At 68.4% G+C, this 23,752-nt stretch carries 24 protein-coding genes; 17 read left to right on the top strand and 7 right to left on the bottom strand.

Annotated features, from left to right (window positions below; genetic code table 11):
- Positions 1-5 precede the first annotated feature (5 nt).
- The 5 genes from ACFTWF_RS31655 (at position 6) to ACFTWF_RS31635 (ending at position 5,157) form a co-directional block, all read left to right on the top strand.
- Positions 6-1,631 (top strand): circularly permuted type 2 ATP-grasp protein, encoded by a 1,626-nt coding sequence (locus tag ACFTWF_RS31655; protein ID WP_378465054.1) that lies wholly within the window; start codon positions 6-8, stop codon positions 1,629-1,631.
- The gene (locus ACFTWF_RS31650) at positions 1,631-2,602 is read left to right on the top strand and encodes an alpha-E domain-containing protein (protein WP_378465053.1); all 972 of its coding nucleotides are present in this window, start codon (positions 1,631-1,633) and stop codon (positions 2,600-2,602) included. Before ACFTWF_RS31655 ends, ACFTWF_RS31650 begins: the two co-directional genes overlap by 1 nt.
- An 8-nt stretch (positions 2,603-2,610) precedes the next feature.
- Positions 2,611-3,441: a transglutaminase domain-containing protein gene (locus ACFTWF_RS31645; RefSeq protein WP_378465052.1), complete on the top strand. Its 831-nt coding sequence runs from the start codon at positions 2,611-2,613 to the stop codon at positions 3,439-3,441.
- A gap of 66 nt (positions 3,442-3,507) precedes the next feature.
- On the top strand, positions 3,508-4,281 hold the full coding sequence (locus ACFTWF_RS31640; protein WP_378465051.1) for an aquaporin: 774 nt from the start codon (positions 3,508-3,510) through the stop codon (positions 4,279-4,281).
- 15 nt (positions 4,282-4,296) lie between these two features.
- Positions 4,297-5,157 (top strand): SGNH/GDSL hydrolase family protein, encoded by an 861-nt coding sequence (locus ACFTWF_RS31635; RefSeq protein WP_378465050.1) that lies wholly within the window; start codon positions 4,297-4,299, stop codon positions 5,155-5,157.
- Positions 5,158-5,161: 4 nt separating this feature from the next.
- Here ACFTWF_RS31635 and ACFTWF_RS31630 read toward each other — a convergent pair whose 3' ends face one another.
- Positions 5,162-5,725, bottom strand: coding sequence for a type II toxin-antitoxin system PemK/MazF family toxin (locus ACFTWF_RS31630; protein ID WP_378465049.1), 564 nt, complete (start codon positions 5,723-5,725; stop codon positions 5,162-5,164).
- Positions 5,726-5,790: 65 nt separating this feature from the next.
- On the opposite strand from ACFTWF_RS31630, the gene lepA reads away from it, so the two are divergent.
- The 3 genes from lepA (at position 5,791) to ACFTWF_RS31615 (ending at position 9,162) form a co-directional block, all read left to right on the top strand.
- Complete coding sequence (gene lepA / locus ACFTWF_RS31625; protein WP_378465048.1) at positions 5,791-7,683, top strand: translation elongation factor 4; 1,893 nt, start codon at positions 5,791-5,793, stop codon at positions 7,681-7,683.
- Positions 7,684-7,731: 48 nt separating this feature from the next.
- Positions 7,732-8,670 carry an NAD(P)H-dependent flavin oxidoreductase gene (locus ACFTWF_RS31620; RefSeq protein ID WP_378465047.1) on the top strand — a complete coding sequence of 313 codons (939 nt, stop codon included), beginning with the start codon at positions 7,732-7,734 and terminating at the stop codon, positions 8,668-8,670.
- 228 nt (positions 8,671-8,898) lie between these two features.
- Complete coding sequence (locus tag ACFTWF_RS31615; protein WP_378465046.1) at positions 8,899-9,162, top strand: hypothetical protein; 264 nt, start codon at positions 8,899-8,901, stop codon at positions 9,160-9,162.
- Here ACFTWF_RS31615 and ACFTWF_RS31610 read toward each other — a convergent pair whose 3' ends face one another.
- Positions 9,163-11,118, bottom strand: a complete 1,956-nt coding sequence (locus ACFTWF_RS31610; protein ID WP_378465045.1) for a glycoside hydrolase family 15 protein — start codon at positions 11,116-11,118, stop codon at positions 9,163-9,165. It abuts the gene before it with no gap.
- Positions 11,119-11,195: 77 nt separating this feature from the next.
- Between ACFTWF_RS31610 and ACFTWF_RS31605 the strand changes: the two genes are divergently transcribed.
- The 7 genes from ACFTWF_RS31605 to ACFTWF_RS31575 all read left to right on the top strand — a co-directional run bounded on the left by ACFTWF_RS31605 (position 11,196) and on the right by ACFTWF_RS31575 (position 16,930).
- Positions 11,196-11,387, top strand: coding sequence for a hypothetical protein (locus ACFTWF_RS31605; RefSeq protein ID WP_378465044.1), 192 nt, complete (start codon positions 11,196-11,198; stop codon positions 11,385-11,387).
- A 126-nt stretch (positions 11,388-11,513) separates the two neighbouring features.
- A complete protein-coding gene (locus ACFTWF_RS31600; RefSeq protein WP_317746273.1) occupies positions 11,514-11,603 on the top strand; it encodes an Ms4533A family Cys-rich leader peptide in 90 nt (29 codons plus the stop codon).
- A 185-nt stretch (positions 11,604-11,788) separates the two neighbouring features.
- A complete protein-coding gene (locus ACFTWF_RS31595) occupies positions 11,789-12,820 on the top strand; it encodes a sulfate ABC transporter substrate-binding protein (protein WP_378465043.1) in 1,032 nt (343 codons plus the stop codon).
- A gap of 7 nt (positions 12,821-12,827) precedes the next feature.
- The gene (gene cysT, locus ACFTWF_RS31590; protein ID WP_378465042.1) at positions 12,828-13,712 is read left to right on the top strand and encodes a sulfate ABC transporter permease subunit CysT; all 885 of its coding nucleotides are present in this window, start codon (positions 12,828-12,830) and stop codon (positions 13,710-13,712) included.
- The gene (cysW, locus tag ACFTWF_RS31585) at positions 13,709-14,515 is read left to right on the top strand and encodes a sulfate ABC transporter permease subunit CysW (protein ID WP_378465041.1); all 807 of its coding nucleotides are present in this window, start codon (positions 13,709-13,711) and stop codon (positions 14,513-14,515) included. Before cysT ends, cysW begins: the two co-directional genes overlap by 4 nt.
- The gene (locus ACFTWF_RS31580; RefSeq protein ID WP_378465040.1) at positions 14,512-15,525 is read left to right on the top strand and encodes a sulfate/molybdate ABC transporter ATP-binding protein; all 1,014 of its coding nucleotides are present in this window, start codon (positions 14,512-14,514) and stop codon (positions 15,523-15,525) included. Before cysW ends, ACFTWF_RS31580 begins: the two co-directional genes overlap by 4 nt.
- Positions 15,526-15,550: 25 nt before the next feature.
- Positions 15,551-16,930, top strand: a complete 1,380-nt coding sequence (locus ACFTWF_RS31575; RefSeq protein ID WP_378465039.1) for a sulfatase — start codon at positions 15,551-15,553, stop codon at positions 16,928-16,930.
- Between the two features lie 11 nt (positions 16,931-16,941).
- Here ACFTWF_RS31575 and cysC read toward each other — a convergent pair whose 3' ends face one another.
- From cysC to ACFTWF_RS31555, 4 genes are all read right to left on the bottom strand, one after another.
- Positions 16,942-18,822 (bottom strand): adenylyl-sulfate kinase, encoded by a 1,881-nt coding sequence (gene cysC / locus ACFTWF_RS31570; protein WP_378465038.1) that lies wholly within the window; start codon positions 18,820-18,822, stop codon positions 16,942-16,944.
- Entirely contained in the window at positions 18,822-19,742 is a 921-nt protein-coding gene (cysD, locus tag ACFTWF_RS31565; RefSeq protein WP_378465037.1) for a sulfate adenylyltransferase subunit CysD, read from the bottom strand. Before cysD ends, cysC begins: the two co-directional genes overlap by 1 nt.
- On the bottom strand, positions 19,739-20,542 hold the full coding sequence (locus ACFTWF_RS31560; RefSeq protein WP_378465036.1) for a Stf0 family sulfotransferase: 804 nt from the start codon (positions 20,540-20,542) through the stop codon (positions 19,739-19,741). The genes cysD and ACFTWF_RS31560 overlap by 4 nt, the downstream gene beginning before the upstream one ends.
- Positions 20,543-20,776: 234 nt before the next feature.
- Positions 20,777-21,643 (bottom strand): universal stress protein, encoded by an 867-nt coding sequence (locus ACFTWF_RS31555; RefSeq protein ID WP_378465035.1) that lies wholly within the window; start codon positions 21,641-21,643, stop codon positions 20,777-20,779.
- Positions 21,644-21,828: 185 nt separating this feature from the next.
- Between ACFTWF_RS31555 and ACFTWF_RS31550 the strand changes: the two genes are divergently transcribed.
- Positions 21,829-22,335 carry a sigma-70 family RNA polymerase sigma factor gene (locus ACFTWF_RS31550; protein ID WP_185724568.1) on the top strand — a complete coding sequence of 169 codons (507 nt, stop codon included), beginning with the start codon at positions 21,829-21,831 and terminating at the stop codon, positions 22,333-22,335.
- Positions 22,332-23,090: an anti-sigma factor family protein gene (locus tag ACFTWF_RS31545; protein WP_378465034.1), complete on the top strand. Its 759-nt coding sequence runs from the start codon at positions 22,332-22,334 to the stop codon at positions 23,088-23,090. Before ACFTWF_RS31550 ends, ACFTWF_RS31545 begins: the two co-directional genes overlap by 4 nt.
- Before the next feature lie 92 nt (positions 23,091-23,182).
- On the opposite strand, the gene ACFTWF_RS31540 is transcribed toward ACFTWF_RS31545, so the two are convergent.
- Complete coding sequence (locus tag ACFTWF_RS31540; protein ID WP_378465033.1) at positions 23,183-23,587, bottom strand: cupredoxin domain-containing protein; 405 nt, start codon at positions 23,585-23,587, stop codon at positions 23,183-23,185.
- Positions 23,588-23,752: the final 165 nt, after the last annotated feature.

Below are 23,752 nucleotides of genomic sequence, written 5' to 3'. Positions count from 1 at the left end.
CGCGGGTGAGAGCCCGGCCACGCAAGCCCGCAGAACCCGCCCACGTGTTCGACGGGTACACCGACATCGGGCGGTACGGGCTGGCGTTCGACGAGATGTTCGACCGCGACGGCACCGTCCGCCCGCCGTACAAGGGCGTGTTCAAGGCGCTCGAACCGGCGGACCGTGCCGACCTCGCCGCCCGATCCGACGCCTTGGGCAGGGCGTTCATCGACCAGGGTGTGACGTTCTCGCTGTCCGGTCAGGAGCGGCCCTTCCCGCTCGACCTGGTGCCGCGGGTCATCGCCGCAGCGGAATGGACGCGCCTCGAAAAGGGCATCAAGCAGCGCGTGCATGCGCTCGAGCTGTTCCTCGACGACGTCTACGGGGAACAGCGCATCCTGCGTGACCACGTCCTGCCCAAGCGGCTCGTCACGTCGTGTGAGCACTTCCACCGGGAGGCCGCGGGGATCGTCCCGCCGAACGGTGTGCGGATCCACGTCGCCGGGATCGACCTCGTCCGCGACGAGAACGGGGTGTTCCGCGTTCTCGAGGACAACCTGCGTTCCCCGTCCGGGGTGTCGTACGTCATGGAGAACCGCCGCACCATGGCGCGGGTCTTCCCCGACCTCTTCATGTCGCACCGCGTGCGGTCCGTCGGCGACTACGCCTCGCACCTGCTGCGGGCGCTGCGCGCGTCGGCCGCCCTGAACGAAGCCGATCCGACCGTCGTGGTGCTCACCCCCGGCGTCGCGAACTCCGCGTACTTCGAGCATTCGCTGCTCGCCCGGCAGATGGGTGTCGAACTGGTCGAGGGCCGCGACCTCTTCTGCCGCGACAACATGGTCTACATGCGCACGACGGAGGGGGAGCGGCAGGTCGACGTCATCTACCGCCGCATCGACGACGACTACCTCGACCCCATGCACTTCCGGCCGGACTCCGTGCTGGGGGTGGCCGGCGTGCTCAACGCGGCGAGAGCGGGCAACGTCGTCATCTCGAGTGCCGTCGGGAACGGCGTGGGCGACGACAAACTCGTCTACACGTACGTCCCGACGATCATCGACTACTACCTCGGTGAGAAGCCGTTGCTCGCGAACGTCGACACGTTCCGCTGCTGGCTGGACGAGGAGTGCGAACAGGTCCTGGACCGGGTCGACGAACTGGTGATCAAACCGGTGGAGGGCTCCGGCGGCTACGGCATCGTCTTCGGCCCCGACGCGTCGCCGAAGGAACTGAACACGATCACGCGGAAGATCAAGGCGGATCCGCGCGGGTGGATCGCCCAGCCGGTGGTCCAGCTGTCCACGGTCCCGACGAAGATCGGGGACGAACTGGTGCCCCGGCACGTCGACCTGCGGCCCTTCGCGGTCAACGACGGCGACGACGTGTGGGTGCTGCCGGGCGGGCTCACCCGGGTGGCGCTGCCCGAGGGGTCGCTCGTGGTGAATTCCAGCCAGGGCGGCGGCAGCAAGGACACGTGGGTGCTGGCGAGCAGAAGCTCGGACGAGGAGCGGGAACTCGCGGGCGAGGAACTCGTGGCCGAGCCGGCGCAGTCCGCGGAGGCCGAGCAGGGGCCCGAACTCAGTACCACCCAACTTCAGCAACAACAGCAACAGCAGCAGCAACAGGGGCAGGGAGGTGATTGCTGATGCTGGCGAGGAACGCGGAATCGCTGTACTGGATCGGCAGGTACGTGGAGCGGGCCGACGACATGGCCCGCATTCTCGACGTCGCCGTGCACCAACTGCTCGACGACGCCTCGGTGGACCCCGACCGCACGTCGCGGTTGCTGCTGCGGGTGCTCGGCATCGACGCGCCCGACACCCCGCTCGACGTCCGGTCGGTGACCGAACTGGTCGCATTCAGCCGCAACCAGGTGGGCTCGATCATCGATTCCCTCGCCAGTGCCCGCGAGAACGCGCGCGGCGCCCGCGAGGTCACGTCCAGCGAGATGTGGGAATGCCTCAACACCACGTACAACGGGCTCGCGGAACGGGAGCGGGCGGCCAAGCGTCTCGGGCCGCACGAGTTCTTCCGGTACGTGGAGGAACGTGCGGCGATGTTCGCGGGCCTTGCCGACTCGACCTTGAGCCGCGACGACGGGTACCGCTTCCTGCTGCTGGGCCGCTCGATCGAACGCGTCGACATGCTCGCGCGGATGCTGCTCTCCCGCGCGGGCGACCGTCCGTCGTCGCCGGCATGGGTCACGGTGCTGCGTTCCGCGGGTGCCCACGACACGTACCTGCGGACGTACCGCGGTGCGCTGGACGCCAACCGGGTGGTCGAGTTCATCCTGCTGGACCGCCTGTTCCCGCGGTCGGTGTTCCACGCCATCCGGCAGGCGGAGCTGTGCCTCGCCGAACTCGACCACCAGCCCGACAGCCGCGTCGGACCGCGGGCCGAGGCGCAGCGTCTCCTGGGCCGGGCCCGGAGCGAACTCGAGTTCCTGCCGCCCGGCGTGCTGCTCGAGGATCTCCAGGATCGCCTCGCGGGGTTGCAGGAGACCTGCCGCGAGCTCGGAGAAGCCATCGCGCTGCAATATTTTCACGCCGCGCCGTGGGTGGCGTGGACCGATGCACGGGCCGTCGGCGGCGACGCCGTGGTGGAGGGAGAGCTGTGAGCTGGCGTATGAGAGTCGTGCACACCACCGGGTATGCCTACGACGCACCGGTCACGTCCTCGTACAACGAGGCGCGACTGACCCCGCGCGGTGACAGCAGGCAGACGGTGATCCTGAACCGGGTGGAGACGACGCCCGCGACGCGCTCGTACCGCTACACCGACTACTGGGGCACCGCCGTCACCGCGTTCGATCTCCATGCGCCGCACAAGGAACTCGAGGTCATCGGGCTGTCCGTCGTGGAGACCGAACCGTTCTGGGAGCCGGAGGAGAAGGCGGACTGGGACGAGCTGGCCAGTCCACCGCTCACCGACCGGTTCAACGAACAGCTGAGCAACACCACGTTCGTGCCGCGCAGCCGCAAACTCGACGGCATCGCCCGGGACCTGCGCAAGGGCCGCACCCCCGACGAGGCCGTTGTCGCGGCGGCGGACTGGGTGCATCGGGAAATGGACTACGTCCCGGGGACGACGGGCGTCCACACGTCCGCGGTCGACGCGTGGGCAGAGCGGCAGGGCGTGTGCCAGGACTATGCGCACCTGACGCTGGTGTTGTTGCGCAGCATGGGAATTCCGAGCCGGTACGTGTCCGGCTACCTGCACCCGAAACCCGATGCGGCGGTGGACGACACGGTGGCCGGCGAGAGTCACGCCTGGGTGGAGGCGTGGACCGGTGCGTGGTGGGGATACGACCCCACCAACGCGGTGGCGGTCAACGAACAGCACGTGTCGGTGGGCATCGGGCGGGACTACGCGGACGTTCCGCCGCTCAAGGGCATCTTCTCCGGAGGCCGGGCAACTGATCTCGAAGTCGTCGTGGAGATCACGCGTCTGGCGTAAAGTGCGACCCAGATCTCTGTGGAAAGCAGGACTAACGATCCATTTCGACTGACGAAGGTGGGTTCAATGTCTCCAACCGCACAGGAATACGTAGAAGTCGAACCGATCTCGGATCTCAAGAAATACGTAGCAGAGGCGATCGGTACGTTCGTACTGGTCTTCGCGGCGGTGGGGACGGCTGTCTTCGCCGGCGCCAAGGTCGGAAACCTGGGTGTGGCACTGGCATTCGGACTGACACTCCTCTTCCTCGTCTACGCCATCGGCCCGATCTCGGGCTGCCACGTCAACCCGGCCGTCACCGTCGGGCACCTCGCGCTCGGCCGGTTGTCGGTCGCGAAGGCCGGGTTGTACGTCGTCGCCCAGGTCATCGGTGGCCTCGTCGCCGGCGTGGTGATCTACGCGATCGCGCAGAGCCTGCCGTCCTACAACAGGGCCGACGACGGTCTCGGCGCGAACGGCTGGGGCGCCCACAGCCCGTCGGCGATCAAGGGACCGCTCGGCGGGGTCATCGAGAACGGCTACGGCATCGGTGCGGCGATGATCATCGAAATCCTCCTCACCGCGCTGCTGGTGTTCGTGGTCCTCGCCTCGACCGACCAGATCTCCGACGTCCCCCTGGCGGGCGTCTCCATCGGATTCACCCTCGCCGTGATCCACCTCGCGTCGATCCCGATCGACAACACATCCGTCAACCCCGCCCGCAGCCTCGCCGTCGCGCCCTACCAGAACGGCGCGCTCGCCCAGGTGTGGCTGTTCATCGTGTTCCCGTTGATCGGCGGCGCGGTGGGAGCCCTGGCCTACCGATCGCTGTTCGGCCGGTACGACCGACTGCAGAGCTGAGCGACGCCCGAATCCATGCGGGCCGGGATTCTCGCGTGCGCGCTGCTCGTGCTCACCGGCGCGGTGCCCGCGGCCGCCGCGGCCGAGGACGCACCGCCGCGGGGGCCGAACTACGTCGCTCTCGGCGACTCCCGGGCCGCCGGGCCGCTGATCGAGGTGTCCGCGCACCGCGACCTGTGCCTGCGGTCGCCGGACCTGAATTATCCGGCGAAGCTCGGTCAGCTGATCGGCGCCGCCACCGTCACCGACGTCACCTGTTCCGCCGCGACACCCGCGCACGTGATCAGCACCCCGCAGTTCGTGGGGACGCACTTCGCTCCGCCGCAGATCGACGCGCTGCGGGCGGATACCGACGTGGTGACGCTGAGCATCGGCGGGGGCGGCTCGAACCACCTGCCCGTGTCGGTGCGCTGCGTCGCCCTCGTTCCGGGCGCGGACGCCGGTTGCCGCGACGACCCGCGGGCGGAGCAGCTCGCGGTCGAGGGGATCGCGAAGATGGCGCCCCAGGTCGACGCCGTGGTGGCCGCGATCGTCGCGAAGGCGCCGCATGCGGAGGTGTACCTGATCGGGCACGGCGGTTCGGTCGGGCGCCGCGGATGCCGGCCCAACCTGCCGGTGTCCGACGCCGACGCGGTCTGGCTCGAGCGGTACTTCGAGCGGTTCAACCAGATCTACGTCGACGCCGCCGCCCGGTACGGAGTCCACTACATCGACATCGCGAAGGCCGCCGTCGACGGCGGCCACGACGCGTGCGCGCCGACGGGACAGCGCTGGTTCGAGGGGATGGTGCCGCAGTCACCCGCGGAGCCGGCGCACCCGAACGCGCTCGCGATGACGGCGATCGCCGAGATGGTCGCCGACGACCTGCGGCGGTGAGCCGTCAGTGCCAGCTGAAATCGGCGCGCAGACGGGTCGCCACGACCTCGAACTTGTCGCGGTCCATGACGGCGCCCTCACGGCGGATCCCCGCCTCGGGCACGTCCAGCACCCGGTCGAGACGGATCCAGCTCGGACGGCCCTCCGCGTCCCACGAGCCCGACCCGACCGCGATCCAGTCCCGGTCGCCGTCGTGCTTGCTCTGCGACGACAACATCAAGCCGAGCAGGGTCTCGCCGTCGCGCCCCACGACGAGCACCGGCCGGTCCTTGCCCTGGCTGGGGTCCTCCTCGTACGCCACCCACGTCCAGACGATCTCGCCCGGATCCGCGCGGCCGTCGAGGTCGGGGGAGTACTCGATCTTCCGGGCCCGATGAGCCGTCGGCGCGGAATCGGCGGTGACCGGACGTCCCGGGGTGGGCTTCGGTGCGGTCGCGGCCGATCCGGTGAGGACACCGGCCGCGCGGTCCAGTGCGCCGGACTTTTGCAACTGCGCCAGAAGCTGGGGGCCCTTGTCTCGTGCAAGTCGGCCCAACGTCTTCCCGATGCTGCTCCACGTGCTCGCCATGGCCGCCGAGCTTAGTGCGTGTATGCCGCAGCAGCCGCAAAGCGGTGGCTTGGATATCCTGACAGGTGACAGTGGCCCGGAACCGGGCCGGTGCCGGTCCAGGTAAGGGGTCCCCCATCAGCAGCTTCGCCGACAAGACGTTCACGGATCCTGCCCGGATCCGGAATTTCTGCATCATCGCGCACATCGATCACGGCAAGTCGACGCTGGCCGACCGCATGCTTCAGCTCACCGGCGTGGTCGAGGAGCGGCAGATGCGTGCCCAGTACCTCGACCGCATGGACATCGAGCGCGAGCGCGGAATCACGATCAAGGCGCAGAACGTCCGGCTCCCGTGGAAGGTGGGTGACGAGGAGTACGTCATCCACCTCATCGACACGCCGGGGCACGTCGACTTCACGTACGAGGTCTCCCGGGCGCTCGAGGCGTGCGAGGGCGCGATCCTGCTGGTGGACGCCGCGCAGGGCATCGAGGCGCAGACCCTCGCCAACCTGTACCTGGCGATGGAGAAGGACCTCACCATCATCCCGGTGCTCAACAAGATCGACCTGCCCGCGGCCGACCCCGACCGTTACGCCGAGGAGATCGCGCACATCACCGGCTGCGAGCCGGGGGACGTGCTGCGCGTGTCCGGCAAGACGGGCATGGGCGTCAAGGAACTGCTCGACGAGGTCGTGAAGCAGGTTCCCGCTCCCGTCGGCGACCCCGACGGTCCGGCGCGTGCCATGATCTTCGACTCGGTCTACGACGCCTACCGCGGCGTGGTCACCTACGTCCGGGTCGTCGACGGCCGGATCTCGCCCCGCGAGAAGATCACGATGATGTCGACGGGCACCACCCACGACCTGATCGAGGTCGGCATCATCTCGCCCGAACCCAAGGCCAGTATCGGCCTCGGCGTCGGCGAGGTGGGCTACCTCATCACGGGTGTGAAGGACGTGCGCCAGTCGCGGGTCGGTGACACGGTCACCGCCGCGCGGGGCGGCGCGACGGAACCCCTCGTCGGTTACCGCGACCCCAAGCCGATGGTCTATTCCGGGCTCTACCCGCTCGACGGCTCGGACTATCCGGTGCTGCGCGACGCCCTCGACAAGTTGCGTCTCAACGACGCCGCCCTCGCCTACGAGCCGGAGACGTCGGTGGCGCTCGGGTTCGGGTTCCGCTGCGGATTCCTCGGGCTGCTGCACATGGAGATCACCCGGGACCGGCTCGAACGCGAGTTCGGGCTCGAACTGATCTCGACATCGCCGAACGTGGTGTACCGGGTGGTGATGGAGGACGGCTCCGAGCACGTCGTCACCAACCCGTCGTACTGGCCGGAGGGCAAGATCCGCGAGGTGTACGAGCCGATGGTGAAGTGCACCGTCATCGCGCCGAGCGAATTCATCGGCGCGATCATGGAGCTCTGCCAGAACCGGCGCGGCGAACTCGGCGGCATGGACTACCTGTCCGAGACCCGCGTCGAGTTGCGCTACGAGATGCCCATGGGCGAGATCATGTTCGACTTCTTCGACGCCCTGAAGTCGCGGACCAAGGGCTACGCCAGCCTCGACTACGAGGAGGCGGGCGAGCAGCAGGCCGACCTCGTGAAGGTGGACATCCTGCTGCAGGGCGAGGCCGTCGACGCGTTCTCGTCGATCGTGCACCGCTCCGCGGCTGGCGCGTACGGCGGCCGGATGACGTCGAAGCTGCGCGAGCTCATTCCCCGTCAGCAGTTCGAGGTGCCGATCCAGGCGGCGATCGGGTCGAAGATCATCTCCCGCGAGAACATCCGCGCCATCCGCAAGGACGTGCTCGCCAAGTGCTACGGCGGCGACATCAGCCGTAAGCGCAAGCTGCTCGAGAAGCAGAAGGAGGGCAAGAAGCGGATGAAGACCATCGGTCGCGTCGAGGTTCCGCAGGAGGCCTTCGTGGCGGCGTTGTCGTCCGAGTCGGTCGGGGACAAGCCGAAGAAGTAGTCGCTCGATCCTGTTGCCCTGACGTCCGATCGAAAGTAGGAGCTGCCCGTGGCCCTCGAAACCTGGCTCACCCGGACACTGGGAATCGAGGTGCCGATCTTCGGTGCCCCGATGGGCGGACGGGCCGGCGGGACCCTCGTCGGTGAGGTGTCGAAGGCGGGCGGGCTCGGACTGCTCGGCGCGGCCCGCTACGCCACCCCGGAGTGGGTCGCGAAGGAGACGGCGGGCGCGCGGAGCATCGGCGGCGACGCGCTCGGAATCGGGTTGATGACGTGGGCACTCGACGACGACGACACCCTGCTCGACGCCGCGCTGGCCGAGAACCCCCGCGTCGTGTCGCTGTCGTTCGGCGATCCGGCGCCGTACGTGGAGCGAGTGCACGCCGTCGGGGCGCTGGTGGTGTCGCAGGTGAACACGATCGACGACCTGCGGGTCGCGGAGGCCGCGGGGGTCGACGTCGTCATCGCCCAGGGCGGTGAGGCGGGCGGCCACACCGGCCGCATCGGGACGTTGCCGCTGCTGCAGGAGGTCCTGGAGGCCACCGCGCTGCCGGTGCTGGCCGCGGGCGGGATCGCGACGGGCCGCGGGCTGGCCGCGGTCCTCGCCGCCGGCGCCGAGGGTGCGATGATCGGGACCGCGCTGCTGGCCAGCCCCGAAACCATCGGACCGGAGTACGCCCGCGACAGGCTGATCGCCGCCGGCAGCGCCGACACGGTGTACACCTCGGTGTTCGACCAGGCGCGCAGCCAGCCGTGGCCCGCCCGGTGGGGCGGACGTGCCCTCGCCAACGAGTTCACGTCACGCTGGCACGGAGCCGACGCTCCCGAAATCGAACTCGCCACCGCGTACGACCCCGCGAATCCGGACCTCGGCGTCGTCTACGCCGGGGAGGCGGCAGGCCTCGTCGCGTCGGAGCGCCCGGCGGGTGACGTGGTGCGCCGCATCGCGACCGACGCGGAGCGTTTGCTGCACCGCTTCGCGGAGTAACCCGTGGCGCCGGATCCGCGAGTGTGCGAAGGTTAGCCTCCACTTGCTCGGGAGGAGGCGCACGTGCGCGTCGGAGGGATCTTCGCGGTCACGGCCCGGCAAGACCGCCATTCTGTCCCAATTCATGTTCGCCACAAGGCAACTCGTGGTCGTCGCGGACCTGGAGGACGGCGCGAGCGCGGTGTTCCGGAGATTGGGGCTGACGCTGCCGCCGGCCTCGTGGCCGAAGTGGGTGGCACCGGAGGCCGCCTGACCCTCAGCCCCGAGCGGGTGGACGCCCTCGACGCCGATCTCGGCGTCATGCTGCCGAACGGCGGCACCCGCGACGATCTGATGGCACTACCCGGATTTGCCCAGCTGCTGTCCGTGCAGCAGGGTGGTCTCGCCGTCGAGGACTACGCGACGGTGGTCGGGTTCAACACCGCGTCCAGCCTCTACCGGCTGTACTCGCTGGGCCGGATCACGCCGCAACTGGAGGCAGTCGGCACGTGATCAGACGGTGTTGTGGGCGGGTTGGAAGCCGCCGGCCGCCGCCTCCTCGGCGCGGATGACGTGGACCACCGCGTTGATCAACGCCAGATGGGTGAACGCCTGCGGGAAGTTGCCGAGGTGCCGGCCCGAGTCGGGATCGATCTCCTCCGCGTACAGCTTGAGGGGGCTGGCGAAGCCGAGGAGCCGATCGCACAGGCGTTTGGCGCGGTCGAGTTCTCCGATCTCGACGAGCGCCGATACGAGCCAGAACGAGCAGATCGTGAACGTGCCCTCCTTGCCCTTCAGTCCGTCGTCCGTGGTCTCCACGCGGTAGCGCAGCACCAGCCCGCCCTCGGTCAGTTCGTCCGCGATGGCGAGGACGGTGGCGCGGATGCGTGGATCGTCGGCGGGCAGGAACCGCAGGAGCGGCGCGAGGAGGAGGGACGCGTCGAGGCCGTCGCTGCCGTACCGCTGCGTGAGGACGCCGCGCGCGTCGACCCCGTGTTCGAGGATGTCCTCCTTGATCTCGTCGGCCAGTTCGGACCACTGCTGCGCGTAACTCGTCTCGCCCTGCTGATCGGCGAGTTTCGCACCCCGGTCGAGGGCCACCCAGCACATGATCTTCGACGACGTGAAGTGCTGCGGCTCGCCGCGGACCTCCCAGATCCCCCGGTCGGGCAGCCGCCAGTGCTTGACCGCCTCCTCCACCTGGCGTTTGAGCATCGGCCACAGGGTCTCCGGGACCCGCTCCCGCGATTTCACGTGCAGATACACCGAATCGAGGATCGTTCCCCAGATGTCATGCTGGATCTGGTCGTAGGCGCCGTTCCCGATCCGGACCGGTCGCGCGCCGTCGTACCCGGAGAGGTGATGCAACTCCGACTCCTCCAGCGTCTGCTCCCCGCCGACGCCGTACATCACCTGCAGCGGGTGGTGGTTGCCGTCCTCGGCGCTCGACACGTCGTAGATGAACGAGAAGAAGTCGTTGGCCTCCCGGTCGAGCCCGAGGCTGTACAGGCCCCACAGTGCGAACGTCGAATCGCGCACCCACGCATAGCGGTAGTCCCAGTTCCGTTCACCCCCGGGGGTTTCCGGAAGGGACGTCGTCGACGCCGCGAGCAGGGCCCCGGTGGGGGCGTACGTCAGCCCCTTCAGGGCGAGAGCGCTCCGCTGCAGGTAGCCGCGCCACTTGTGGTCGGGAAAGCGGCCGATGGTGATCCATTCCCGCCAGCACTTCGCCGTCTGCCACATCTTGTCGGCCGCCTCGTCGAACGTCTGCGGCGCGGACATGTGCGCCCACGACAGGGCGACGAACACGTTGTCGCCTTCCACCATCCGGGTGCGCGCGCGGGCCTCCCGCCCCTCGAGCCCGATCTTCATGTTCGTCGTCAGTCTCAGCGTCGGATGGTCACCCGGGCTGCTCGACCGGCAGGTGGCGGTGGCCTCCTCGTAGACCTTGCCCGTGTACTCCCAATGCGCCGCGCCGCGGTGGTAATCGAAGGCGGGTTCGCAGCTCATCTCCAGTTCGACGGTGCCGTTGACGCACTTCACCGTCCGCAGCAGGATGTGCTCGGCGTCCCAGTCCGTGGGGGTGCGGCGGTGCGAGCGCGAGCGCTGCTGGACGTTGTGCCACGGACCGAGCACGAGGGCGTCGCGGACGATGAGCCACCCCGTCTCGGTCTGCCACGTCGTCTCGACGATCAGTCCGCCCGGCAGGTAGCGGCGGGCGGCGGGCACGTTCTGCCCGTACGGCCCGATGCGGAAGTGGCCCGCGCTGCGGTCGAGGATGGCGCCGAAGATGCTGGGGGAGTCGGGCCGCGGGACGCACATCCACTCCACCGAGCCGTTGCGTGCGATGAGGCACGTCGATTCGCAATCCGACAGGAACGCGTAGTCGTCGATCGGCGGGAACGAATGGTGGTGATGATGCGGGGCCGCATGCAGCCGGCCGTGGGAATGCGCGTCGCTGGGCACCATGTCATCATCATCGACCGCCACCGCCCCGCCGTCCACCTCTCCACCGGCCCCGGGCGGGCGAACGATAGGGTGGCACGGTGGACCGGATGGCGAGTTGGTGGGACGGCTTCGAGCTGTGGATCGCCGGACTTCCGTTCGTTCCGCAGGTCGCCCTCGTCCTGCTGGTGATGGTGCCGGTGTGCCGGGGTCTGGCGTGGCTGCTCGATCGCGGCCTGGCCGCAGTCTTCGTCCTGCTCAGGCGGGACGTCCGGAAGGTGGAGGAACCCTGATGCCGCGCTCACGCGTCACTCTCGCGCTGCTCGCGCTCATCGTCCTCGTCGTCGTCGCGTGGCTGCTCACCCGGTAAATCCCGTTCGATGTGAGTACTTGGTTCAGCCTCTGCTACATTTCACGGCGTGTCTGAAGCCGCTGTACACCAGGTCCGCCATGAATTGGCGTTGATCGCTGTCGGCATGCTCGCAGTCGCCGACATCGACTGTTGTTGATTTCTCCCCGCGCACCCGAGTGCGCCCGGGTGGCCCCACGCACGCTCGACCTGCCTCGTGCCACCGATCGTCGAACGCACCCCTGACTGCCCGCTCGGGCTGTCTCCGCGTTCCCTCGTTCCGCATCTTCATCGAATTTTTTTCGCACCACGCCTCTGTGACAGTTCCCAGGAAGGTTTCTCCCAATGAAACGCCGTTCTCGCAGTCTTCTCACGGCCCTCGTGACGCTCGGAGCTGTGGCCCTGACCGCGTGCAGCGGTGGCGCGAGCGACACGGTCGGCGGCGACTCTGCCAGTGCCGACGGTAGTGCCGGCACCATCAACCTGTACGCGTACGCCGTGCCGAAGCCGGGCTTCGACAAGCTGATCCCCGCCTTCAACGCCACCGACGAGGGCAAGGGCGTCGCCTTCCAGCCGTCCTACGGTGCCTCCGGCGACCAGTCCCGCAAGGTTAAGGACGGCGCCGACGCCGACTTCGTCAACTTCTCCGTCGAACCCGACATCACCCGTCTCGTCGACGCCGGCCTGGTCGACAAGAGCTGGAACCAGGACGCCTACAACGGAATTCCGTTCGGCTCGGTGGTCACCATGGTCGTGCGCGACGGCAACCCGAAGAACATCCACGACTGGGACGACCTGCTCCGACCCGACGTCGAGGTGGTCACCCCCAACCCGTTCAGCTCCGGATCCGCGAAGTGGAACCTGCTCGCACCGTACGCGGCGAAGAGCAACGGCGGTCAGGACCCGGCCGCCGGTCTCGACTACATCACCTCCCTGGTGAACGATCACGTGAAGATTCAGCCGAAGTCGGGCCGCGAGGCGTCCGAGGCGTTCCTGCAGGGCACCGGTGACGTGCTGCTCAGCTACGAGAACGAGGCGCTGTTCATCGAGGGCAACGGCGACCCCGTCGAGCACGTGACCCCGCCGACCACGTTCAAGATCGAGAACCCGGTCGCGGTGCTGTCGAACAGCAAGAACCTGGAGAAGGCCAACGCGTTCAAGGACTTCCTCTACACCACCAACGGCCAGAAGCTGTGGGCCGAGGCCGGATTCCGCCCGGTCGACCCCGCCGTCGCCACGGAGTTCACCGACAAGTTCCCGGAGCCGGCGAAGCTGTGGACCATCGCCGATCTCGGCGGCTGGGCCAAGGTCGACTCCGAGGTATTCGCCAAGGACACCGGGTCGATCGCTGTGATCTACGACAACGCCACCAAGTAAGACCGACATGAGCAACACACCGACGACGACGGCAGGCGGACGCGGCACCACGGTGCCGTCTCCGCCCGCTCCGCCTGCTCGCAAGAAGGTCGCCCGGGTCACCGGTGCGGTGGGCCCGCTCGGCATCGGCATCGCGACGCTCTGGCTGAGCATCATCGTGGTTCTGCCCCTCGCCGCGCTCACCGTGGCGTCGTTCGGCGACGGCATCGGCGGGTTCGTGGACGCGATCACGTCCCCGGTGGCGCTGGCATCCCTGCGCATCACCGTGCTGGTGTCGGTGGTGGTGGCCGTGATCAACGTGGTCATGGGCACGCTCATCGCCTGGGTTCTCGTTCGCGACGAGTTCCCCGGGAAGCGGATCGTGAACGCGCTGATCGACCTGCCGTTCGCGTTGCCGACCATCGTGGCCAGCATCGTGCTGCTGTCGCTGTACGGCCCGGAGAGCCCGATCGGGGTCCACCTCAATGCCACGCAGCCCGGTCTGATCGTGGCCCTGGCATTCGTGACGCTGCCGTTCGTCGTCCGCTCCGTGCAGCCGGTGCTGATCGAGGTGGACAAGGAGGTGGAGGAGGCCGCGGCCTCGCTGGGCGCGGACAACGTGACGATCTTCCGCCGGGTGGTGCTCCCGACCTTGACGCCGGCCATCATCAGCGGCGCCGGGCTCGCGTTCGCCCGCGCGATCGGTGAATACGGATCGGTCGTCCTGATCGGCGGAAACATTCCCCGAGAGACTCAGGTCGCTTCCCAGTACATTCAACAGCAGATCGAAATCGATCGGCCGGCCGCTGCGGCGGCCGTGTCGGTGGCCCTCCTGGCCATCGCGTTCGTGACGTTGTTCGTCCTCCGGGTCTTCGCCAGCCGGGGGCAGCGTCGTGAGGAGCAGGCGGAATGAAGCTCTCGGGATCGACCCGGATCACGCTGCGTGCGGTCGCGTTGCTCTATCTGTTCGGGCTGCTGGTGGTGCCGATCGTCATCATCCTGTTCCGTACGTTCGAGAACGGTATCGGCGCGTTCGTCGAGTCGATCAGCACGCCCGCCGCGATTTCCGCGCTCAATCTGTCCCTGCTGATCGTGGCCATCGTCGTCCCGGTCAACGTGGTGTTCGGGATCGTCACGGCCCTGGCGCTGGTGCGGGGCCGCTTTCCCGGACGCGGTCTGGTGCAGGCGGTGGTCGACCTGCCGTTCGCCGTTTCGCCGATCGTGGTCGGTGTGTCGCTGATCCTGCTGTGGGGCGCCAACGGCTGGTTCGGCGGACTCGAATCGCTGGGATTCAAGGTGATCTTCGGGCTGCCCGGCATGGTCATCGCCACCCTGTTCGTGACGCTGCCGTTCGTCGTGCGGGAGGTGGAGCCCGTCCTGCACGAGATCGGCGAGGAACAGGAACAGGCCGCGGCGACGCTCGGCGCGAGCCGCTGGCAGACCTTCTGGCTGATCACCCTGCCCGCCATCCGCTGGGGCCTGACGTACGGCGTGGTCCTGACCGTTGCCCGGTCGCTGGGCGAGTTCGGTGCGGTGATCATGGTGTCGTCGGGATTCCCCGGCGTCTCCCAGACCCTGACCCTGCTGGTGCATTCGCGTTACATCGACGACCACAACACGTTCGGCGCGTACTCCGCAGCCACCCTGCTGATGGGCATCGCGCTGATCACCCTGCTTCTGATGACCCTGCTCGACCGCAAGAGGAGCACCACATGATCACCGTGACCGGCGCCCGGAAGAACTACGGGTCGTTCGCGGCCCTCGACGACGTCACCATCGACATCCCCTCGGGTTCGCTGACCGCGCTCCTCGGGCCGAGCGGTTCCGGCAAGTCGACCCTGCTCAGGTCGATCGCCGGCCTGGAAACCCTCGACTCCGGCACCGTGGTGATCGGCGGGACCGACGTCACGAACATCTCACCGCAGAAGCGGGACATCGGGTTCGTGTTCCAGCACTACGCGGCGTTCAAGCACATGACGGTGCGCGACAACGTCGCGTTCGGTCTGAAGATCCGCAAGCGCCCGAAGCCGGAGATCGACAAGAAGGTCAACGAGCTTCTCGAGATCGTCGGCCTCGACGGATTCCAGCACCGCTACCCGGCGCAACTGTCGGGCGGCCAGCGTCAGCGCATGGCGCTCGCGCGGGCACTGGCCGTCGACCCGAAGGTCCTTCTCCTCGACGAGCCGTTCGGCGCGCTCGACGCGAAGGTCCGTACCGACCTGCGCACCTGGCTGCGCCGCCTGCACGACGAGGTGCACGTGACCACCGTCCTCGTCACCCACGACCAGGAGGAGGCGCTCGACGTCGCCGACCGGATCGCGGTTCTCAACAAGGGCCGGATCGAGCAGATCGGTCAACCGGAAGACCTCTACGACCGGCCGGACAACGACTTCGTGATGTCGTTCCTCGGGTCGGTGGCCAAGCTCAACGGGCAGCTGGTCCGCCCGCACGACATCCGCCTGGGCCGCGACCCCGACATGGCCCTCGCGCAGCAGGCGGGGACGGCCGAATCGCTGGGCGTCACGCGGGCGACCGTCGAGCGGGTGGTGCACCTGGGGTTCGAGGTGCGGGTGGACCTGCGCAACGAGGCCACCGGCGAAGCCTTCTCCGCGCAGGTGACGCGCGGCGACAGCGCCGCCCTGGGCCTGCAGGAAGGCGAGACCGTGTACGCCCGGGCGACGCGGGTCCCCGAACTCCCGGAGGCCGAAGTTCCGGTATCCCTGTAATTCCCGAGTGAGGTAGGAGGCGACCGTGCCGACCCCGGCAGAACCCGTCCGTGACAACGTTCTGATCGTGCACTGGCACGACCTCGGGCGTCACCTCGGGTGTTACGGGGCGTCCGGGGTGCGCAGTCCGAACCTCGACCGGCTCGCCGCCGAGGGCGCCCTGCTCACCGACGCGCACGCGGCGGCACCGCTGTGCTCGCCGTCGCGCGGCGCCCTGTTCTCGGGCCGGTATCCGCACAGCAACGGTCTGATCGGTCTCGCCCACCACGGCTGGCAGTACCACGACGACGTCCGCACACTGCCGTCCCTGCTGGCGGAAGCGGGTTGGTACACGGCACTGTTCGGGATGCAGCACGAGACCGCCTATCCCACGCGGCTCGGCTACCACGAGTACGACGTCACCAATTCGTACTGCGACTACGTCACCGATCGGGCGTCGCGGTGGCTGGCGCGATTCCCGACGCGACCGTTCCTGCTGACGGCGGGCTTCTTCGAGACACACCGCCCGTACCCGGTCGACCGCTATCCCGCCGCCGATCCCGACGGGTTCGACGTCCCGTCGTACCTGCCCGACCGGCCGAAGGTCCGTGAGGATCTGGCCGGATTCCACGGTTCGATCGAGGTGGCCGACGCCGCCGTCGGTCGGTTGCTGCAGACACTGGACGACGAGCATCTCGACGACAGCACGTGGGTCGTGTTCCTCACCGATCACGGTGAGGCATTTCCCGGCGCGAAGTCGACCCTGTACGCGCCGGGCACGGGAATCGCGACGATCATCCGGCCCCCGCGACGGCTGCGGGCGGAGCCCCGCGTGTACGACGACCTGTTCAGCGGCGTGGATCTGGTTCCCACGCTCCTCGAATTGCTCGGAGTCCCGATACCCGAGGCAGTGGAAGGAGTCTCCCACGCCGCGCAGTTGCTGGGGCGATCGGCGTCGACGGCGCGCGACGCGTTGTTCACGGAGAAGACCTTCCACGACAGCTTCGATCCCATCCGGGCGGTCCGCACCAAGCGGTTCAGCTACATCGAGAACTACGCCCCGCGTCCCAGGCTCGACCTGCCCCTCGACATCGAGAACAGCCTGTCCGGAGAGGCGCTGGGCACCGAGCATCTCGATCCCCGTCCGAGCAGGGAACTCTACGACCTCGGCGCCGATCCCGACGAGCGGGACAACCTCGCCGACACCGAGGAGTTCGCGGCGACCCAGGCCGAGCTCGCGCTGGAACTGGCGACGTGGCGACGGTCGACGGGTGACTCGATCCCGAGCGAGGAGGAGGGAACGGCATACGCGCGGAAGGCCATGGAGGAGTACCTCGCCACCCTCGATCGGGTGCCGGACGTGCGTTCGGCCTACAGTGCGGAACGCGGAATCCTCGACCAGCCGCGGAGCGGCGCAGTCACGTAGGTGCCGCGGAGCTACCGCCCGGCCTCGTGCCGGGCGAGTTCGGCGAGAATGCGCGCAACGAGGTCGTCGAGGTCGGCCCCGGTGGTGTCGAACGCGAGGTCCGGGTTCTCGGGGGCCTCGTACGGGGCGTCGATACCGGTGAGGCCGCGGAGTTCGCCGGCCCGCGCGCGGGCGTAGAGGCCCTTCGGGTCGCGTCGCTCGCACTCCTCGACGGGGGTGCTGACGTGAATCTCGAGGAAGGACAGGTCCGCGGCTTCGTTCAGTGCGCGGGCGATCGCCCGATCCGACCGGAGGGGCGACACCATCGACGCGATCGCCACCACCCCGGCGTCGGCGAACAACCGGGTGAGATGGCCGACGCGCCGGATGTTCTCGGCGCGGTCGCCCGGGGTGAACCCGAGATCGTCCGAGATTCCGTGCCGGACGTTGTCGCCGTCGAGGAGGTACGCGGCGCGACCGGCATCGACGAGGGTCCGCTCCAGCGCGACCGCCACGGTCGACTTGCCCGAGGCCGGCAGCCCGGTCAGCCAGATGGTGGCACCGCGCTGGGCGGTGGCCGTCCAGCGGCGATCCCGGTCCAGCGACGAGGGGTGCCACTTGATGTCGTTGCGGGTCTGCGCGCCGGGCACGACTTCGCGGGCTTCGCTGACGGTACCGGCGCCGACGGTGTCGTTGCTCTGCTCGTCGATGAGGATGAAGGCGCCCGCGTCGCGATTGGTGGCGTAGGGGTCCGCGAGCACCACCGTGCTCGTCCGGAGCGTGATCCGGCCGATGTCGTTGAGGGCGAGTTCGCTGGGGAGGTCGTGTTCCTCGAGAGTTTCCGGGTCGAGCCGGGTGTGGAGGGCCTGGACGGTGGCACGGACCGTCCGGCTCGTGTGCTTGAGCGCCACCCGGTCGCCGGCCCGGAGCGGTGTCTCGCCGAGCCAGCACACGGTCGCGTCGATCTCGCGGGCGGCGACGGGTGCGCCGGCATCGGCGGCCGCGCTCACCACGAGATCGCCGCGGGCGACATCGAGGTCGTCGGCGAGTTCGAACGACACCGACAGCGGTGCGACCGCGACGGCCCGGTTCGGATCGAGGGTGTCGAGAGCGGTGACCGTGCTGCGGGAACCGGCGGGCAGCACCAGCACCTCGTCTCCGACGGAGAGGGTGCCCGCGGACAAGCGCCCGGTGTAGCGGCGTCGCTGATGATCGGTGGGACGTGCGACCCATTGGATCGGCAGTCGCAGTTCGGACGCGACGGCCGACGGTGCGGCCAGTTCCACCCCCTCGAGGTACTCGAGGATCGTGGGTCCGTCGTACCAGGGTGTCGCATCCGACCGGGTCACGACGTTGTCGCCGCGAGTGGCGGACACCGGGATCACCGTGAGGTCGCGGTGACCGAGGCGTTGCGCGAGTAGGCCCAGTTCGGATTCGACCTCCTTGAACCGGGTCTCGTCGAAGTCGACGAGGTCGATCTTGTTGACCACCGCGACCAGGTGCGGCACGCCGAGGAGGTCGGCGATCCGGGCGTGGCGGCGGGTCTGCCGGAGCACACCGGCCCGCGCGTCGACGAGCAGCACGGCCACGTGGGTGTTCGACGCGCCGGTGAACATGTTGCGGGTGTACCGCTCGTGGCCCGGGGTGTCGGCGAGGACGAAACTCCGGGTGGGGGTGGAGAAGAAGCGGTACGCGACGTCGATGGTGATGCCCTGCTCGCGTTCGGCGCGCAGTCCGTCGGACAGGGCCGCGAGGTCGGCCGCGCCGTCGGCGTCGGTCACCGCCTCGAGGTGGTCGGTGGGGAGGCTGCCCGTGTCGTGGAGGAGCCGTCCGATCAGGGTGCTCTTGCCGTCGTCGACGCTGCCCGCCGTGGCGAGGCGCAGCAATTGTCGGGGCCGGCTGGTGGTGGTCATCAGAAGTACCCCTCGCGTTTGCGGTCTTCCATCGCGGCGACGGAAGTCCTGTCGTCGGCCCGGGTCTCACCGCGTTCGGAGACCGTGGCCGCGGCGATCTCCTCGATCACACCGGCGACGTCGCCGGCGTCCGAGCGCACGGCACCGGTGATGGTGAGGTCTCCGACCGTGCGGTACCGCACCCGGAGTCGTTGCACCAGTTCGTCTTCGGTGGGCAGCGTGTATTCGGACAACCCGAGCAGGATGCCATCCCGTTCGAACACCTGCCGCTCGTGGGCGAAGTAGATCGACGGCAGTTCGAGGTTCTCTAGTTCGATGTACCGCCAGATGTCGAGTTCGGTCCAGTTGCTGAGCGGGAAGACCCGAACCTGTTCGCCCCGGCGGATTCTCCCGTTGTACAGCGACCACGGTTCGGGACGCTGGGAACGCGGATCCCACTGCCCGAACTCGTCGCGGAAGCTGAGCACGCGTTCCTTGGCGCGGGCTCGTTCCTCGTCCCGGCGGGCACCGCCGAACGCGGCGTCGAAGCGGTGCTCCTCGAGAGCGTCGAGCAGGGTGCGGGTCTGCAGGCGGTTGCGGGACGTGCCCGGGCCGCCCGATTCGGTGACGCGGCCCTTGTCGATCGACTCCTGCACCGACGCGACGATCAGCCGGTGCCCGTCCTCGGCGAGCCGGCGGTCGCGGAATTCGAGCACCTCGGGGAAGTTGTGACCGGTATCGACGTGCAGCACCGGAAACGGTACGGGGGTCGGCCGAAACGCCTTCTCCGCCAGCCGGAGGAGAACGATCGAGTCCTTGCCCGCGGAGAACAGCAGAACGGGTCGTTCGAGTTCGGCGACCACCTCGCGAATGATGTGCACCGCCTCGGCCTCGAGCGCGCGAAGTTCGTCCACGGTGGCAAGGGGAGCTGGGGTGGTCATGCCGGGTACCCCTTCTCGGCCGCCTCGATGCGGTAGCGCTCGGCCCATTCCCGGGAGCGACCGTCGCTCTGCCGTTTCAGAGGTGGCGGGGGCGCGAGTTCGGCGTCGAGGCCCAGTTCCACGAGCACCTTCGCCGTCGTGGCCTGCGGGTCCGCCACCAGGTCGGTGAAGCTGATCTCGACGGGTGAGATGTCTTCCGCCGCGAACCAGTCGCGCCAGCGGAGTTCCTGGTCACGCAGAATCGCGGCGAGGTGCGCGATGCCCTCGGCGTTGTACTCGGCTCCGTCGTTCGGGGCGGGTGGGGTGGCGTCGTCGCGCCACACCTGTGTCTGCACGGCGCGCCACATGGACACCGCCTGCCCGACGAGGTCCGGCCGGAACACGTGGACGAACGTCGGGTCGGGCCCGAGCAGGTCGCCCAGTGCGGAACGCAGACCGCTGCCGGTGCGATTCGGCAGTCCGGCAACGCGATCGAGCAATAGCGGAACCTGATTCCACATCAGCTTGCCGCCCCACACGCCGTTGGGGGTTCGCCCGAGGCCGAGCAGTTGGTCGCGCCACTGTTCGGACGTCCGGGTGTCGACCGTTCCCGGTTCGAGCGGGGCGAGCCGCGAAAGCACCGCCTCGTCGGTGACCCCGTCGAACCACTGCCGCGGTTGCGGTGAGCGACTGGTCGACGGCAGGTATTGAAAGAATTCTTCGGGGTTGCCGGCCACGGTCGTGGCGCGCAGGGATTCGACGAGCAGGGTGCTGCCGCTGCGCTGAGACGCGCAGACGAGATATGAGCGTGGCTCCGACATGCCGGAAACTATAAACGCGGAATCGGGGGCCGCAATTGGGGGGAAATCTAATTATCGTGATCGAAACACTTGATTATTCTGCGGCATGTGCATTTGTCGGCGATGTGACGCGGTGTATTCCGATTCCGCAGTTCACAACGGTTTTTCGGCTGCGGAATAGGACGCCGGGAAATGGCGCTGCGGCGAGTGAACAAAGAATCAGGCTGATCGCAATGGGGTGCGAATGCGACGGTGTCAGCCCTTACGGCAAATGAGGACCGGGCACCGCGCGTGGTGGATGAGGCTCTGGCTCGTGGAGCCCACGATCGAGGCGGTGAACGGGTTCCGCCCGTGACTGCCGACAGCGATCAACTGCGCCCCGAACGAGTACTCGAGGAGCACCTTCATCGGCCCGCCGCGCTCGAGGCAGCGGGTGACCTCGACGTCGGGATACTTCTCGCGCCACCCCGCGAGGCTCTCGGCGAGCCAGGCCTCTTCGTGCTGCACGAGATCCGACCAGTCGGTGAAGCGCCGTTCCTCCGAGTACCACGCCCCGAGCGTGGAGTGCTCGGCCCAGGTGTGGACCGCGACGAGGGGAACGCCGAAGAACGCCGCGAACTCGAACGCATGGGCAACGGCCATGTCGCTCAGTTCGCTTCCGTCCACCCCCACCACGACGGGACGGGTTCCACTGACCTCGTGGCCCTGGATGCCGCGCCAGACGACGACCGGGCATTCGGCGCGATTCGACACCCGTACGACGTCGGAACCGGCGACCACCGATTTCATCTCGCTCGTCGCCGCAGGTCCGAGTACCAGCATGCGGGCCGTCTTGGACAGTTCCACCAGCGCCTGGGCGGGAGGTCCGGGATGGGTGCTCCGCTCCACCTCGAGGTCTCGCTGCCCGTCGAGGACGGCCTTCTCGGCTGCGGCGAGAATCTCGTCGCCGTCCGGGGCGCCGTCGCCGCCGCGGGAGTTCGGATGCTTCGGTAGCACGTGCACGAGGCGGAGCGGTTCCTCGAACCGCCGCGCAGCGGATGCGGCCCACGCCGCTGCCTCCAGCGCGCCGTCCGATCCGTCGATACCTGCCACGATGCCGCGTCGAATCCGTGCTGTAGTCATGGGGGTGCTCCTCACCTCCATTCCAGTTTGATCCAGGACGGCGGTGGCGCGCCAGAGGCAAATCGCCGGCCGCGCGCGCGGCGCGGTCGGCCGCCCCGGTGTCACCTGGGGTTTCACCAGTTTCCGGACGAACGTTGAACCGGAAGCACAGTTGTACCGTGTGTACGGCTGGGAGGTGGTGACCGATGCCGGATGCCCAGACGGAGCTCATGCATGCCCTGTACGAGGAGCATGCCCCCGCGGTATGGAGGTATGCCCTGAGGCTGACCGGCGATCGTGTCCGCGCCGAGGACATCGTGCAGGAAGTGCTGCTGCGAGCCTGGAAGCACCCGAACGTGCTGGACCAATCGGAATCGTCGGCCCGGGCCTGGCTGTTCACCGTCGCCCGGAATCTCGTGTTCGACGAGCACCGGAGCGCCCGCTCCCAGCGGGAGATCGGCATGAGCTCCACACCCGAACGAGCCGCACCCGACAGTTCGGATGGTGCGCTCGACGCCTGGATGATGGGCGACGCGCTCGCCCGGCTGACCCCCGACCACCGTGCCGTCCTCGTCCTCGGTTATTACCGGGGGATGTCGACGCATCAGATCGCCGGCGAACTCGGGATACCGGAAGGAACGGTGAAATCCCGCATGCATTACGGATTGCGGGCCCTTCGACTGGCTCTGCAGGAAATGGGGGTGACCCGATGACGTTCGACGACTTCGAGTCGCACGAGGATCCCTACGCCCGCTGGGACGCGGCGTACGTGCTGGGGGCGATGTCCGCCGGCGATCGGCGCGAATACGAGGCGCACCTCGCGCACTGCGCGCAGTGTTCGCAGGCCGTGTCCGAACTGGCGGGAATGCCGGGGTTGCTTGCTCTCATCACCCCCGAGGAGGCATTCGGAACGCTGCCCGGGAACGAGGCAATCGAGGACGAGCAGACGCCCGCACCCCGCGTGCTGGCCCAACTGGTGGGCACGGTGCAGCGGCGCAGACGCCGCCGGCGAGCGGCCACGGCACTCGCTGCCGCTGCCGCCGTGGTGGCCGTCGCCGTCCCCACCGCGGTGCTGGCGACGCAGGACCGGCCCCCGGCCACGCCCGCGACAGCGATGTCTGCCCCGGACCGCGCGAACACCATCGACACGGTGTTCACACCCGTGGTTCCGACCGCGATCACCGCGAGTGCCTCCGTCGCGTCGACGTCCTGGGGCACGGTGGTCTTCGTCGAATGTTCCTACAAGGAGACGTGGCCGGGCGACGGTCGGTACGGCGCCGCCACCGAGGAGTACACCTTGACCGTCACCGATCGCGCGGGAGCCGTGACGACCCTGGCGACCTGGACCGGTGAGGCCGGCCGCACGGTGCGGCCCACCGCCACCACCAGCCTGCCCGTCGACTCGATCGCGAGCATCGACGTACGGTCCTCGGACGATCACCAAGTGCTGCTGACCGCGATGCTGTGAGAAACGGGACGCGGTGAATGTGGTCACGGACGAAGCAGCCCCGGCCCGTGGGGCCGGGGCTGCGCCGATTCCGGAGCCGGTGCGGCAGCCGGTCAGCCGACGACCAGCCCGGCGTGCATCGTTGGGTGATACGTGCAGTGGAACCCGTAGGTTCCCGGCGTCGACGGAACGGTGAGGGTGGCCGTTTCGCCTCCCGCGATCTCGACGTCGAACGCACCCGCCACGTCCGAGGTCACGGTGTGTTCCGCGGTGTCGTCGTTGCGAATGGTGATCCGGTCTCCGGGCGACACCGTCGCGGGAACGGAAAACGCGAATCCCGCGATCACGATCTCGTCCGGTGCTGCGGCGGTTCCGGTCGCCGCCGCGGGCATGGTCATGGTCGTCGGCATGGTCGTGTCCGGCGACGGTGTCGACGAGGCGCCGTCGTCGCTACAGGCGGCGAGTGCGCACACAGCGACGAACACCGACGCGAGGAAAGGTGCGGTGGAGGGTTTCATACTCCTTCCACGATTCGTGGCCGTGTTTCGTTCATCGTGATTGTTCTCGATTGTTCTCGCAAAAATGTTCTGCCACCGGTGAACCCGACCGGCACGTCGTTCGTGTGTATATCCAGTGGGCGGCCGCAGGTCGCCCCGACCCGATCCACGACACGGGGGTCTGCC

It is taken from the genome of Rhodococcus sp. NPDC056960, from assembly GCF_042674125.1.
Classification (GTDB): domain Bacteria; phylum Actinomycetota; class Actinomycetes; order Mycobacteriales; family Mycobacteriaceae; genus Rhodococcus_F.
The sequence above is the reverse complement of the archived record's forward strand: the minus strand, read 5'-3'. Positions and strand labels throughout refer to the sequence as shown.